Below are 14482 nucleotides of genomic sequence, written 5' to 3'. Positions count from 1 at the left end.
AGCCGGCAGAGCGGCCATCCCAAAACCGCTTACACTTTTGAGGATCATGCGCTAGGGCAAGATCGGGTCGCAAAACATCGGGCAGGCTAGGTGAAATGTTGCTGGTGACCGGCGGGGCCGGTTTTATCGGATCGAATGTCGTCGCCGCGCTGAATGAGGCTGGCCGCAGCGACGTCGTGGTCTGTGACTTCCTTGGCACCGAGGGCAAATGGCGCAATCTCGCGAAGCGGCAGCTTGTGGATATCGTGCCGCCGGCTGAGCTGCCGGACTGGTTGAAGGGTCGCAAGCTCGATGCCGTGATCCATCTCGGGGCGATTTCTGCGACCACTGCGACCGACGGCGACCTGGTGTTCGAGACCAACTTCCGCCTGTCGATGCGCCTCCTGGACTGGTGCACGGCGAACGCCGTGCCGTTGATCTACGCCTCCTCGGCGGCGACCTATGGCGACGGCGAGGCAGGATTTGACGACGACGCCTCGGTCCCTGCGCTGAAGAAATTGCGGCCGATGAATCTCTACGGCTGGAGCAAGCACCTGTTCGATCTCGCCGTCGCCGAGCGCGCGGCGAACGGCGAGAAGCTGCCGCCGCAATGGGCCGGGCTGAAATTCTTCAACGTGTTCGGTCCCAACGAATACCACAAGGGCTCGATGATGAGCGTGCTGGCGCGCCGCTTCGACGACGTCAAAGCGGGCCGCGTCGTGCAATTGTTCAAGTCGCATCGCGAGGGCATCGCCGACGGCGACCAGCGCCGCGATTTCATCTATGTCGACGACGTCGTGCGCGTGATCATGTGGCTGCTGGCGACGCCCTCGGTGTCCGGCATCTTCAATGTCGGCACCGGCAAGGCGCGCAGCTTCAGGGATCTGATGCTGGCGGCCTATGCCGCGCTCGGCGCCAGCCCTAACATCGAATTCATCGACATGCCCGAGCAGATCCGCGGCAGCTACCAGTATTTCACCCAGAGCGAGGTCGATCGCCTCCACCGCGCCGGCTATAATGGCGGCTTCACGACGCTCGAGGACGCGGTGAAGGCCTATGTCGGGGATTATCTCGACCGGCCCGACCGCTTCCGCTGAGGCCCATCACCATGCCGACGCCCATTCTCGATTTCGATGCCCTCGCGCAAGCCATCTCGGGCCGCACGGTCCTGTGCATCGGCGACATCATGCTGGACGAGTTCGTCTATGGCGAGGTGTCGCGGATCTCGCCGGAAGCGCCGGCGCCTGTCATCGCGGCACAGCGCAGCGAGATCCATATCGGCGGTGCCGGCAACGTCGCGCGCAATGTCGCCGCGCTCGGCGCGCGCTGCATCTTCGTCGGCCTCGTCGGCGAGGACGATGCGGGCAGGCAGCTCGCCTCGACGCTTGCGGAGCAGGGCGCAATCGAAAGCGTGCTGGTGTGCGACCCCTCGCGTCCAACCACGCGAAAGGTCCGTTTCGTCTCCGAGCATTTTTCCACGCACATGCTGCGTGCGGATTGGGAGCAGGCACAGCCTGCTTCCGATACGATCGAGACCAAGCTGATCGAAGCGATCCTGCCGCAGATCGCGCGCGCTGACGTCGTGTTGCTGTCCGACTACGCCAAGGGCGTGCTGACCGCCCGCGTCATCCGCCACACGATCGACGCCGCGCGAAAACTCGGCAAGCCCGTGATCGTCGATCCCAAAAGCCTGAATTGGGCGATCTATCGCGGCGCGACGCTGCTTACGCCCAATCGCAAGGAGTTTTCGGAAGCAACCCGAAGCCGCGCCGACACGCCGCAGAGCATCGTCGATGCCAGCGAGGACGTGATGCGGCTCGCCGATTGCGAAGCGATCCTGGTCACGCAAGGCGAGCACGGCATGACGCTGGTGCCGCGCAACGGCGAGGCCGTTCACGTCCCGGCGTTCCCGGTCAAGGTGCGCGACGTCTCCGGCGCCGGCGACACCGTTGCGGCGGCGCTCGCGGTGTCGCTCGCCACGGGCGCGGACTGGGACACGGCGCTACGCATGGCCAGTGCCGCTGCCGCCGTCGCTGTCGGCAAGCAGGGCACCGCCAGCGTGAGTGCGGCCGAGCTGAAGCGAAAGATATTGCCGCATGCTTATCTCGCGGCCGAAGAGAAGATCGTGCTCGAGCCTGATACGCTCGACGCGCAGCTCGCGGAATGGAAGAAGCAAGGCCAGCGCGTCGGCTTCACCAATGGCTGCTTCGACATCCTGCATCCCGGCCACGTCAAGGTGCTGACAGCGGCGCGCTCCGCGTGTGACCGCCTGATCGTGGGCCTCAACAGCGACGCCTCGGTACGGCGGCTGAAGGGCGCCGACCGCCCCGTTCAGGACGAGCGAGCGCGTGCGGAAGTGCTGGCGGCGCTCGAAGCCGTCGATCTCGTGGTTATTTTCGATGAGGATACGCCGATCGACCTGATCACCCGCATCAAGCCGAGCGCGCTGATCAAAGGGGGCGATTACACCCGCGAGCAGGTGGTCGGTCATGAGGTTGTCGAAGCCGCGGGCGGGACGGTGGTGCTGGTGGACATTCTCCAGGGCTTCAGCACGACGGCGCTGGTTCATCGCGCGCGGGGGGAGAGCAAGTGACGACCCTCGCCGGGGAGACGACCGGCCAGGTGCTGTGGCGGCGTCTGCGCAGTCCGGCGGCCTGGTCCGAGACGGTCGACCTGTTTGCGATCCTGACCGCGGCCTCGCTGCCATGGTCGACGTCGCTTGCGGCGATATTCAATGTCCTGATGCTGCTCTGCATGGTGCCGTTCCTCGACGTCCGTGAGTTCCTGCAATCGCTCAAGCGTCCGATCTGTGCGGCGCCGATTGCGCTGGTCCTGCTCGCGCTGGTCGGGACGCTGTGGTCGGACGCGGCCTGGGGCGCGCGCTTCTACGCGGTCAATCCGACCGTCAAGCTGCTGGTGCTGCCGGTCCTGCTCTATCATTTTACGCGCTCGCCGCGCGGACATTGGGTGTTCGTCGCCTTCCTGGTGTCCTGCGCGCTGCTGTCGGTGATGTCCTGGCTGGTCGCCTTCTACCCCGACCTCGCGCTCAAATCCGACCGCGGCGAGCGCGGCATCTTCGTCAAGAACTACATCGACCAGAGCCAGGAGTTTGCGCTCTGCGCGGTCGCGCTCGCCTATCCGATCGTGCAGTTGCTTCGTCAGAAGCGCTACTGGATCGCAGGGCTGCTCACGGCGCTTGCGCTCGCCTTCTTCGTCAATATGGCCTTCGTGGTGGTGTCGCGCACTGCGCTCGTCACCATTCCGGTCCTGTTCGGCGTGTTTGCGTTGCTTCATCTGAGATGGCGCAGCATCGCGATCATCTCCGCGGCCCTGCTCGTGGGCGCGGTTCTCGCCTGGCAGGCCTCGCCGCAATTGCGCAAGACCGCCGACAGCTTTGCCAGCGACTACACACGCTATGTGGAAAAAGGCGAGTCGACTTCGGCCGGCTTGCGGCTCGAATTCTGGCGAAAATCCCTCGGTTTCTTCGCGGAGGCGCCGGTCAAGGGGCACGGCACCGGCTCAACGCGTGGATTGTTCGAGCGGGCCGCGACGCCCGGCAATCAGAACCTGGCGTCCGCCGAGGTGATCGGCAACCCGCATAACCAGACGCTGAACGTGGCCGTGCAATGGGGCATCATCGGCGTCGCCGTTCTCTACGCCATCTGGATCCTGCATCTGCGGTTGTTTCGCGGCGACGGGCTCGCAAACTGGGTCGGCCTCCTGGTCGTGGTCCAGAACGTCTTCACCTCGCTGTTCAACTCCCATCTGTTCGACTTCCACGAAGGCTGGATGTACGTCATCGGTGTCGGCGCTGCCGGCGGCATGGTGATCCGGGCCCAGCAGGCCGAAGCGAAGGCGACAGTGGCCGGTTCCTGAACGGCCGCCCGGATCGCAAACCTTGACCGGCAAACCTGACCGGCAAGCCTTGACTGGCATGTCCGGCCGAGATGGGTTATCAGCGCGATCAGGTTGCATTTAACTGGGTTTTCGGTCAGCGGATGACGCGTCTTTCGCATCTCACCTTGCGCAATTTCATGATCGCGCTCCACGACCTGCTGGCGACGACGGCGGCGCTCTTCGCCGCCTTCTATCTGCGCTTCGAGGGCGGCGACGGCTTCGTCGACCGCCTGCCGCTGCTGATCCAGATCCTGCCCTATTTCCTCGCCTTCAGCGTGGTCGTGTTCTTCGTCTTCAACCTGACCACGACGAAATGGCGCTTCATCTCGCTGCCCGACGCGCTGAACATCATCCGCGTCGCGACGGTGCTGACGGTTGCACTCCTGGTGCTCGACTACATCTTCGTCGCCCCCAACGTCCGCGGCACCTTCTTCCTCGGCAAGGTGACCATCGTCCTCTACTGGTTCATCGAGATCTCCTTCCTCAGCGCGTTACGCATTGCCTACCGCTATTTCCGCTATACGCGGGTTCGGCGTCACGCCCGCACCGGAGATGCCGCGCCGACGCTGCTGATCGGCCGCGCCGCGGATGCCGAGGTGCTGTTGCGCGGAATCGAGAGCGGGGCGATCAAGCACATCTGGCCGGTCGGTGTGCTCTCGCCGTCGATTTCCGATCGCGGCCAGTCCATCCGCAACGTCCCTGTTCTGGGCGGCGTCGACGACATCGAGGATGTCGTCGCCGACTTCACCAAGCGCGGCAAAGGGATCGCGCGCGTCGTGATGACGCCGACGGCATTCGAGCCGGAGGCCCATCCCGAATCGATCCTGATGCGGGCGCGCAAGCTCGGCGTCATCGTGAGCCGCATGCCCTCGCTCGAGAGCGGCGATACGCCACGGCTCACGGCCGTCGCCGTCGAGGACCTGCTGCTGCGGCCGAGCGAAAAGATCGACTATGCGCGGCTCGAGGCCCTGATCGAGGGCAAGGCGGTGATCGTCACCGGCGGGGGCGGCTCGATCGGTTCCGAGATCTGCGAGCGCGTCGTCGCGTTCGGCGCCGCGCGTCTTCTGATCGTGGAAAATTCCGAGCCGGCGCTCTACGCGATCACGGAAACGCTCGCGGCGCTCGGCACCGCCGCTTCGATCGAAGGGCGGATCGCCGACATCCGCGACCGCGAGCGCATCATGCGCCTGATGGCCGAGTTCAAGCCGGACATCGTGTTCCATGCCGCCGCGCTCAAGCACGTGCCGATCCTCGAGCGCGACTGGAGCGAGGGCGTCAAGACCAACATCTTCGGCTCGATCAACGTTGCCGATGCCGCGCACAGCGCCGGCGCCGAAGCCATGGTGATGATCTCGACCGACAAGGCGATCGAGCCGGTGTCGATGCTCGGCCTCACCAAGCGCTTCGCCGAGATGTATTGCCAGGCGCTCGACCATGAACTTGCGGCGGGTCACGGCGGCGCCAGGCGATCGATGCGGCTGATCTCGGTCCGGTTCGGCAACGTGCTGGCGTCGAACGGCTCGGTGGTGCCGAAGTTCAAGGCCCAGATCGATGCCGGCGGTCCCGTGACGGTCACGCATCCCGACATGGTCCGCTACTTCATGACCATCCGCGAGGCCTGCGATCTCGTCATCACGGCGGCAACGCATGCGCTCGGAACGCAGCGTTCGGACGTGTCGGTCTACGTGCTCAACATGGGCCAGCCGGTGAAGATCGTCGATCTTGCCGAGCGCATGATCCGTCTCTCGGGCCTGCAACCCGGCTACGACATCGAAATCGTGTTCACGGGCATGCGGCCCGGCGAACGCCTGCACGAAATCCTGTTCGCCTCCGAGGAGCCGACCCGCGAGATCGGCGTCGCCGGCATCATGGCCGCGCAGCCGAACGAGCCCCCGATGCAGACGCTGCGCAAATGGATTGCGGCGCTGGAGCAGGCGATCGCGCGCGACGATCGGGCCACCATCAGAACCATTCTGAAGGACGCGGTTCCGGAATTCGGGTCGACCGCGGCCTGATCATGCAGCCTCGGGGCAAGATCGTGGTGGCGAGCCAGCACTACCCGCCTGATCCGAGCACGACGGCGGCGATCATGGCCGAGATCGCCTGCCGCATCGCCGGGGATCACGAGGTCGTGGTGCTGTCGGGCTCGTCAGGCCCGTTGCCGGCCTCGCAGACCGGCCCGGGCAAGCCGCGGGTCGTCGGCGTCAAGAACCGGATGGCGGGCAAGGCGGCGCTGGTGCGGCGCGGCGCCTCCGAGCTGCTGTTCGCGGCGCGCACGTTCCTGGCGTTGACACGGGAGCTGAGGCGAGGCGACGTCGTGCTCACCGTCACCGCACCGTTCATGCTGCCTTACGCAGTTGCGGCGGCGGCGAGGCTGAAGGGCGCGCGCTCGGCGCTGATCATGCACGACCTCTTCCCGGACGTGCTGGTGATGGCGGGCCTGCTGAAGCCCGGTTCGATCGTGGCCATGACGATGCGTGCCGCCAACAGCCTGATGTTTCGTGCGCTCAATGCCGTCATCACCATCGGCCGCGATGCGGAACGGCCGCTGCTGAGCTATTCCGGCATGACGCGGAACAAGATCCGCTTCATCCCGAATTGGGCGACGCTCGTGGCCGCACGCCGGCCGGTGACGGCGGACAATCCATTCCGCAAAGCGCTCTCGGCGGATTTCGTTGTCGGCCTGTCGGGCAATCTCGGCTTCACCCATGATCCGGAGATCGTGTTCGAGGCGGCGCGCCTTTTGAGGGCCGAGCCTGGCATCCACTTTGTGCTCTCCGGCTGGGGCATCGGCTTCGAACGGTTGAAGCAGTTGCAGACTGAGGCGAAATTGCCCAATGTCTCCTTCGTGGGGCGGGTCGAGGACGCCGAGCTCGAGGCATTCCTGGCGGCGGCCAATCTCTGGATCATTCCGTACCGGAAGGACGTTGCGGGGGTTTCGGTGCCGAGCCGGTTCTACAATCTGCTGGCGGTCGGCCGTCCCGTGGTGCTGGTCTCCGAACCGGAGGCCGAGGCCGCGTTGACAGTGGTGGAGAACGGGCTGGGCTGGGTGGTGACGCCCGGCCCGGCCGATCAACTGGCCGAGGCGATCCGCGCGGCGTCTTGCTCTGACGGTGTCGCCATTGCGGAGCGCGCGGTGAAGGCGGCGGCGAAGTTCGATCGCGTCACCGCGATGAACGCCTATGCCGCTCTGGTCGACGAATTGTTGCGCAACCCCGAACTACCGGAGCAACGATGAACGAGCGCAAGCCAGTCGTGCTGGTGACGGGTGCGAGCGGTTTCGTCGGCCGTCATGTCGTGCCCGCACTGGTGCGCGAGGGATGGTCGATCCGCCGCGCGGTCCGCAGGCCGGAAGGCATGGGCGACGAGGTCGTGATCGAATCGATCGGCCCCGAAACCGACTGGCAGGCCGCGCTTTAAGGCGTCGACGCCGTCGTTCATCTCGCCGCACGGGTGCATCACAAGCACGAAGAGCACGCGGTCCAGCTCTACCGCAACGTCAACATTGCCGGTACGCTGCACCTGGCGCGCAGCGCGGCGATGGCCGGCGTGCGGCAGTTCATTTTCATCAGCACCGTTCTCGTGCACGGTCGCAGTAATGAGGGCCGCGCGCCGTTCAGCGAGGACGATGTCCTGACGCCGCGCGGTCTCTACGGCATGTCCAAGGCCGCGGCCGAAGCGGGCTTGAAGACGCTGGCGCGCGACAGCGCCATGAAAGTTTCGGTGATCAGGCCGCCGCTGGTCTATGGTGCGGGCGCCAAGGGCAATTTCGCGCTGCTGACGCGTGCAGTGAACCTCGGGCTGCCGCTGCCCTTTGCCGCGATCCGCAATCACCGCGCCTTCCTTGCCGTGCAGAACCTGTCCTCGTTCATCCTGCGCCGGCTCTCTCATCCAGATCCCGCGAGCAATTTCGAGATCTTCCTGGTGGCCGACAGAGAGCAGGTCTCGACGCCCGAGTTCATCGCGCGGCTGGCCAAGGCTGCCGGCAAGAACCCGCGGCTGTTCGGCATGCCGCAGGACCTGCTCGGGACGTTGCTGCGCGTGATGGGCCGGCAGGATACGAATGACAGCCTGATCGGCTCGCTCGAGCTCAACCTCGCCAAGGCGACCGCGACCGGGCGGCAGCCGGCGGTGTCTCTCGACGAGGGGCTGCGGCTGGCGCTGACGGATCAGGACGCCTGAGGGGGGGAGAACCGCCGCAGCACGATGCCGATCGCGATTGCGCCCGCCGGCAGCGCGGTCAGCGTGATCGTCATCGAGCCGGCGCGAGCGGTGACGATGGCAAGCCCGGCGAGCACGAGATTGAGCGCGAACACCTCGCCGATCACGCGAGAGACCGTGAAGCCGTGGTCGGTGGCACGCTGGTAGAAATGCGAGCGATGCGCCGACCAGAATTGCTCGCGCCTTGCGATGCGCCGGAACAGCGTGACGGTCGAATCCACGAGGTAATAGGCCGGCAGCAACAGCGCCGTGGCGGGCTGCCCGCGCCAGGCGAGCTCGAGCAGGCACCAGCCGAGCAAAAGACCGATCGGCAGGCTGCCGACATCGCCCAGGAAGACTTTTGCGACCGGCTTGTTGAACGGCGCAAAGCCGAGCATGGCGCCGCACAGCGCCGCGGCGATCAGCGCGGCCGGCCACGACAAATCGCCGAGCAGTCCCAGCAGCAGCAGCGCCGCGGTGACGGGCACCACTTCCGCCACCGTCATCAGGTCGAGCCCGTCCATGAAATTGACGAGGTTCACGAACCACACGCCCGCCAGCAGGATGAGCCCGCGCTCCAGCGCGAGCGGCAGCGCCGGCACGATGCGCGCGGTCTCGGGCGTGGTGAACACGACGGCGCCGACAGCTGCGGCCTGCAGCACGAGGCGCACGAGCACCGGCAGCGACTTGATGTCGTCGGCAAATCCGACCAGGGCGATCAAGACCGTTGCAGCGATCAGCGCCGGCGGAATCGCGATGTTCGCCCAGGCTGCCCAGGCTGATGCGACCAGCAGCGTCGCTGAAATCACGGCGATGCCAGCACCCTGCGGGGTCGGGATGCGATGAGAGGACCGCGCGTTGGGCCGCGCCAATGCGTAACGCTGGAGCAGGGGGCGGCTGGTCCAGGTGATGACGCCCGACAGCAGTGCGGCAATCGCAAGGGCCAGCAGCGAAGGTACGGCGCCGAGCGCGTCAACGGCCGCGTTCACTCCGGCACCCCGAGCGGCGCCGATCCCTGCGCGGCTTTCTCCGCGCTGAGGATCCAGACCAGGCCGCCAATCGCGCCGACGATGAAGTACACGGCGCCGAACAGCAGCGAGACGTTGACCCCCTCGTTGGCGGCCAGCCCCGCGAAGCCGAACGCGAGGCTCATGGTGGCTTCACGCACGCCCCAGCCGGCGATCGAGATCGGCATCATCGTGATCAGCATCACCGGCGGCACGAGCATAAAGACGTCGCTGAAGCCGACCGGCGCCGCGATCGACAGCACGACGCACCAGGCGACCACGACGGCCAGCACATGCACGGCGAGCGACAGGATCACGACGGCCGGTCCGCGCGAGCGGCTGAAGATCACGCGGTTGGCGATCACGGCACAGGCGTGGATGTGATGCGTGGCCCACCAGGTTCTCAGCCAGTGCCATTTCAGCGCGCCGAAGACCAGGAAGCCGAGACCACCCGCGAGCGCCGCGAGGTCGACGAACAGCAGCGCCGAGCGCCCGTGCGGATCGGCGATGAGGCTGTAGCTCCAGGGCAGGCTTGCCACGATCATGATTGCGAGCGCGATCAAACCAATCGCGCGATCGACGAAGATCGAGTAGGTCGCAGCGCGCCAGCCGGCGCCGGCGCGCGCGACGAGCCACAGCCGGACCGCATCGCCGCCGATTGCCGAGGGCAGGGTCTGGTTGAAGAACGATCCGATCACGTTGTAGCGCATGGCACGGGCGAGCTCGAGCGGGGCGCCGCATGCGGCGCTGACCTCGCGCCAGCGCAACACGCCGACGAAGATTTGCAGGAACGCGATCGCGATCGCCAAGCCGATCCAGAACAGGCTGGTCACGGTGAAGCGCGAAAACAGTTCGGAAAGATCGACCTTGCGCAGCGCCAGGTAGAGCAGCGCTCCGGAAATCAGGATCTTGGCCGTCGACAGCAGGATTCGGCGCATTTCGTCCGCATGAACAAGGGTTTTGAGCAACCCGACGCAAGGCGCCGAATTCGGCCGCTTTGGTATGGTTTTGGCGCCGATCTTGCAATAGCGGTGATCGAGAGCCCTCATGCAGGGCAGCGGAGCTATTGCGACCCCGTCGATGCGGAGGCTAAAGGGACGCCGCGGGCGAGAGACCGAGCGACTGATTGGGCGAAGCAGACCTTGGGAACAGGATGAGGAATCAGGCGATTTTGGTCACGGGCGCCGCCGATTTCATGGGCTTGGTGCCCGCCGATGAGCCGGCCGCCGCAAATGCGCCGTCTAAGGTCTACAATGTCGGCAACCACCATCCGGAAGAGCTGATGCAAGTCGTCGGATTCTGGAGCAGGGGCTGGGTCGGACGGCGATCAAAGAATTGCTGCCGAGAGACCTTTTGGAAACGTTCGCGGATGTCGAGGATCTGATGCGCGGCGCCGGCTTTGCACCGTCAACGCCGATCGCGCACGGAATTCGTAATTTTGTCACCTGGTATCGGAACGACTTCAAGGTTTGAAATGACGATGGACAAACGCATCATCCCCCTGATCATGTGCGGCGGTGCCGGAACGCGGCTGTGGCCGGCTTCGCGCGAGGTGCGCCCCAAGCAGTTCCTGCCGCTGTTCGGCACCCGCTCGACCTTTCAGGACACGCTGTTGCGCGTCTCGGAGGCCTCGCTGTTCGATCGCCCGATCGTCATCACCAATGCATCCTATCGCTTCATGGTGCTGGAGCAGCTCGCGGAAATCGGCATTGAGGCAGACGTGATCCTCGAGCCGATGCGGCGCGATTCCGGCCCGGCGATCGCCGCCGGCGCGGTGTTCGCGCAGAACCGCGCGAGTGAGGCGATCGTGCTCGCGCTCGCCGCCGACCACGTGGTGCAGGACAACGCCGCCTTCGTCGCGGCGTGCCGCCAGGGCCTCACCGCCGCGAGCGCCGGGCGCATCGTCACCTTCGGCGTCAAGCCGGAGCGGCCGGCGACCGAATACGGCTATATCAGCCCGGGCGAGGTCATCTCCGGCGAGGTGCACGCGGTCGCGCGCTTCGTCGAGAAGCCGGATGCGGTGAAGGCCGCCGACTATGTCAATTCCGGCTATCTCTGGAACAGCGGCAACTTCATGTTCCCGGCCACTGTGTTGCTCGACGAATACCGCAAGGTCGATGCGGCGAGCGTGGAGGCGATATCAAGCGCCGTGACCCATGCCGGCCGAGATCTCGGCTTCGTGACGCTGGAGCCCGAGGCGTTCGGCGCGGCCAAGGCAATCTCGATCGACTATGCGGTGATGGAGAAGACCGCGCGCGCCGCGGTCGTGCCGGTGTCGTGCGGCTGGTCCGACGTCGGCTCCTGGCACGCGGTGTGGGAATTGTCCGACAAGGACGCGCAAGGCAATGCTTCGCACGGCACCGCCGTGTTCGAAGATAGCCGCAATTGCAACGTCACCACCGACTCTGCACTGGTCGCGCTCGAAGGCGTCGACGATCTCGTCGTGGTTGCGACTGCCGACGCAGTGCTGGTCTCGCGCCAGAAGGATGCCAACGGGCTGAAGCGGCTGGTCACAAAACTCAAGGCGGTCGCGCCGAAGGTCACCGAGGAGCACCTCAAGGTGCATCGGCCCTGGGGCAGCTACCAGTCGGTCGACAATGGCGAGCGCCACCAAGTCAAGCGCATCGTGGTGAAGCCGGGCGGGCGGCTGTCGCTGCAGAAGCACCATCACCGCGCCGAGCACTGGATCGTGGTCCGCGGCACCGCCCGCGTCACCGTCAACGAGACCGTCAAAAGCGTGCACGAGAACGAGTCCATCTACATCCCGATGGGCGCGGTGCACCGGATGGAGAACCCCGGTAAAATCATGCTGGAGCTGATCGAGGTCCAGACCGGAAGCTATCTCGGGGAAGACGACATCATCCGGATTGAAGACGACTATCAAAGGTCGTAACCAGCACACTCCGAATCACGCGACCCGGACCAAAAGAGCGGTCTCTTTCAGAGGCTTAAGGCCCGGGAACGTGTAACTGTTTGAATCAAATCGTGTCCGGACCGCTAGCTCCGCATTCGCCACAAATGTGGCGCCCGTGCTAGAAGCGCCCCGGGGATTTGCGTTGAATCGGGGTTTGCTCAAATGAGTTCCACAGGATCTGCACCGGCAAAGGCCGGCTTGCGCGTCGGCGTCATTGGCGCCGGCGTGATGGGCAGCAACCACGCGCGCGTGCTTAGCGGTCTTCCCGGCGTCAACCTCGTCGGCGTCGTCGATCCTTCGCCGGCACATCGCACCCGGGCGATGGAGCTTGCCAATTGCGCGAGCTTCGAGACGCTCGACCAGCTGCTGGCCGAAGGCGTCGATGCCGTCACCATCGCGGCGCCGACCCATCTGCATCACGAGGTCTCGCTCGCCTGCATCGCCAAGAACATCCACGTGATGGTCGAGAAGCCGATTGCGTCCACGGTCGCGGAAGGCCGCGAGATCGTCACGGCTGCGCAAAAGGCCGGCGTGACGCTGATGGTCGGCCATGTCGAGCGCTTCAATCCGGCTGTGGCCGCCGTCAAGCAGGCGATCGCGGGCGAGGATATTCTGTCGATCGCGATCACGCGCGTCGGCCCGTTCCCGCCGCGCATGTCCAATGTCGGCGTCGTCATCGATCTTGCCGTGCACGACATCGATCTGATCCGCTGGTTCACCGAGTCCGACATCGTCGAGGTGCAGCCGCAATTGTCGAGTGCGGTCGCCGAGCGCGAGGACATCGCGCTGTTGCAGTTCCGCACCGCCAACGGCGTGCTCGCGCACATCAACACCAACTGGCTGACGCCGTTCAAGGCACGCAGCGTCACGGTTGCGACTCGCGGCAAATACGTGATGGGCGATCTCCTGACGCGCCAGGTCACCGAATGTTTCGGCTTCAAGCCTGACGGCAGCTATTCGATGCGGCATCTGCCGGTCGGCCATGACGAGCCGCTCCGCGCCGAGCTGATCGCGTTCCTCAAGGCCGTGCGCAACGGCGAGACGCCGGCGGTCACCGGTGACGAAGGCGTCGCCAGCCTCGAGATCGCCACGCAGTGCCTGGAAACGCCGTCGCGGCCGGCCGCCACGTCGTCGGCCCGCAAGGGTCCGCGGCGCGTCGCCGGCTGATTCCTCATCCATGCCGACCACTCAAGAAGGCGCCAAGAACCCGGCCATGAACCAGCATCTGCGTTCCGAACCCATTCCCTTCATCGACGTCGCGTCGCAGCGCCGCCGGCTCGGCGACTCGCTCGATTCAGCCGTGAAGCGCGTTCTCGACCATTGTCAGTTCGTCAACGGCCCTGAAGTCGCCGAGCTCGAGAAACAGCTTGCGGCCTATTGCGGCGCCAAGCACGTCATCGGCTGCGCCAGCGGCACCGACGCGATCCTGATGGTGATGATGGCGAAGAATGTCGGGCCGGGCGACGCCGTGCTGTGTCCGTCCTTCACCTTCATCGCGACCGCTTCGCCGGTGGCGCGGACCGGCGCGACGCCTGTATATGTCGACGTCGACGAAGCCACCTTCAACATGAGCCCGGAATCGCTCAAGCGCGGCATCGCGACCGCCCGCAAGGCCGGCCTCAAGCCGGTCGCGGTCATTCCGGTCGATTTGTTCGGCCAGCCTGCCGATCATGACGCCATCGCCGAAATCGCCAAGGCCGAAGGCCTGTTCGTGCTCGACGACGCAGCGCAAGGCTTTGGCGCTAGCTACAAGGGCCGCAAGCTCGGCACCCTGGCGCTCGCCACCGCGACCAGCTTCTTCCCCGCAAAACCGCTCGGCTGCTTCGGGGACGGCGGCGCGATCTTCACCGATGACGACGAGCTCGCGGCGACGCTGCGCAGCATCCGCGTGCACGGGCAGGGCGTCGACAAATACGACAACGTCCGCCTCGGCCTGACCGGCCGGCTTGACACCATGCAGGCCGCGATCCTGATCGAGAAGCTGAAGATCTTCGACGACGAGATCGCCGCCCGCAACAAGGTCGCAGAGCGCTACGCACGAGGACTCAGCAATGTGGTCACCGTGCCGCGCGTTGCTCCCGGCAACACCTCGGTCTGGGCCCAGTACACGATCCGCCTTCCTGAGGGCACCGACCGCGACGGCTTTGCCGCCGCGCTGAAGGCCCAGGGCGTGCCGACGGCGATCTATTACGGCAAGTCGATGCATCAGCAGACGGCCTACAAGCAGTACCCGGTGGCCGAGGGCGGCCTGCCGGGCTGCGAGAGCCTGTCGCAGGACGTCATCAGCCTGCCGATGCACGCCTACCTGACCGAAGCCGATCAGGAGCGAATCATCGCGGCCGTGCGCGGCGCGATCGCGGGCTGATCTCGCTGCTGCTGGCTGGCTTAACCTCTCCCGCTTGCGGGAGAGGTCGGATCGCGCCAGCGATCCGGGTGAGGGCTCTCTCCTCTGGGAGATCGCTTGTGGAAACACCCTCTCCCCAGC

10 protein-coding genes and 2 pseudogenes are annotated in these 14482 nt (G+C 65.6%); 10 read left to right on the top strand and 2 right to left on the bottom strand.

The genetic code is table 11. From position 1 onward, the window contains the following. Nucleotides 1–95: 95 nt before the first annotated feature. From rfaD to BRA1417_RS40995, 6 genes and pseudogenes are all read left to right on the top strand, one after another. Nucleotides 96–1076, top strand: a complete 981-nt coding sequence (rfaD, locus tag BRA1417_RS0130290) for an ADP-glyceromanno-heptose 6-epimerase (RefSeq protein WP_027518998.1) — start codon at nt 96–98, stop codon at nt 1074–1076. A gap of 11 nt (nt 1077–1087) precedes the next feature. Beyond that, entirely contained in the window at nt 1088–2572 is a 1485-nt protein-coding gene (rfaE1, locus tag BRA1417_RS0130285; RefSeq protein ID WP_027518997.1) for a D-glycero-beta-D-manno-heptose-7-phosphate kinase, read from the top strand. Continuing rightward, entirely contained in the window at nt 2569–3855 is a 1287-nt protein-coding gene (locus BRA1417_RS0130280; RefSeq protein WP_027518996.1) for an O-antigen ligase, read from the top strand. The genes rfaE1 and BRA1417_RS0130280 overlap by 4 nt, the downstream gene beginning before the upstream one ends. A 122-nt stretch (nt 3856–3977) precedes the next feature. Continuing rightward, nucleotides 3978–5891 (top strand): nucleoside-diphosphate sugar epimerase/dehydratase, encoded by a 1914-nt coding sequence (locus tag BRA1417_RS0130275; protein WP_027518995.1) that lies wholly within the window; start codon nt 3978–3980, stop codon nt 5889–5891. A gap of 2 nt (nt 5892–5893) precedes the next feature. Beyond that, on the top strand, nt 5894–7114 hold the full coding sequence (locus tag BRA1417_RS0130270) for a glycosyltransferase family 4 protein (protein ID WP_027518994.1): 1221 nt from the start codon (nt 5894–5896) through the stop codon (nt 7112–7114). Beyond that, nucleotides 7111–8058: pseudogene (locus tag BRA1417_RS40995) on the top strand (NAD-dependent epimerase/dehydratase family protein). The gene BRA1417_RS0130270 and the pseudogene BRA1417_RS40995 overlap by 4 nt, the downstream one beginning before the upstream one ends. Here BRA1417_RS40995 and BRA1417_RS0130260 read toward each other — a convergent pair. Continuing rightward, nucleotides 8046–9065 (bottom strand): glycosyltransferase family 4 protein, encoded by a 1020-nt coding sequence (locus BRA1417_RS0130260; RefSeq protein WP_027518993.1) that lies wholly within the window; start codon nt 9063–9065, stop codon nt 8046–8048. The pseudogene BRA1417_RS40995 and the gene BRA1417_RS0130260 sit on opposite strands and share 13 nt — an antisense overlap. Then, nucleotides 9062–10021 (bottom strand): lysylphosphatidylglycerol synthase transmembrane domain-containing protein, encoded by a 960-nt coding sequence (locus BRA1417_RS0130255; RefSeq protein WP_027518992.1) that lies wholly within the window; start codon nt 10019–10021, stop codon nt 9062–9064. The genes BRA1417_RS0130260 and BRA1417_RS0130255 overlap by 4 nt, the downstream gene beginning before the upstream one ends. Before the next feature lie 266 nt (nt 10022–10287). Here BRA1417_RS0130255 and BRA1417_RS46355 point away from each other — a divergent pair. From BRA1417_RS46355 to BRA1417_RS0130235, 4 genes and pseudogenes are all read left to right on the top strand, one after another. Further along, nucleotides 10288–10556: pseudogene (locus tag BRA1417_RS46355) on the top strand (UDP-glucuronate 5-epimerase); the annotation flags it as partial. 7 nt (nt 10557–10563) lie between these two features. Beyond that, the gene (locus BRA1417_RS0130245) at nt 10564–11976 is read left to right on the top strand and encodes a mannose-1-phosphate guanylyltransferase/mannose-6-phosphate isomerase (protein WP_027518991.1); all 1413 of its coding nucleotides are present in this window, start codon (nt 10564–10566) and stop codon (nt 11974–11976) included. Between the two features lie 183 nt (nt 11977–12159). Next, complete coding sequence (locus tag BRA1417_RS0130240; RefSeq protein WP_027518990.1) at nt 12160–13164, top strand: Gfo/Idh/MocA family protein; 1005 nt, start codon at nt 12160–12162, stop codon at nt 13162–13164. A gap of 10 nt (nt 13165–13174) precedes the next feature. Continuing rightward, entirely contained in the window at nt 13175–14362 is a 1188-nt protein-coding gene (locus BRA1417_RS0130235) for a DegT/DnrJ/EryC1/StrS aminotransferase family protein (RefSeq protein WP_027518989.1), read from the top strand. Nucleotides 14363–14482 lie beyond the last annotated feature (120 nt).

Origin of the sequence: Bradyrhizobium sp. WSM1417, assembly GCF_000515415.1 — a bacterium.
Classification (GTDB): Bacteria; Pseudomonadota; Alphaproteobacteria; order Rhizobiales; family Xanthobacteraceae; genus Bradyrhizobium.
Note: the sequence above shows the minus strand (reverse complement) of the source record. Positions and strands in the feature narration are given on the sequence as shown.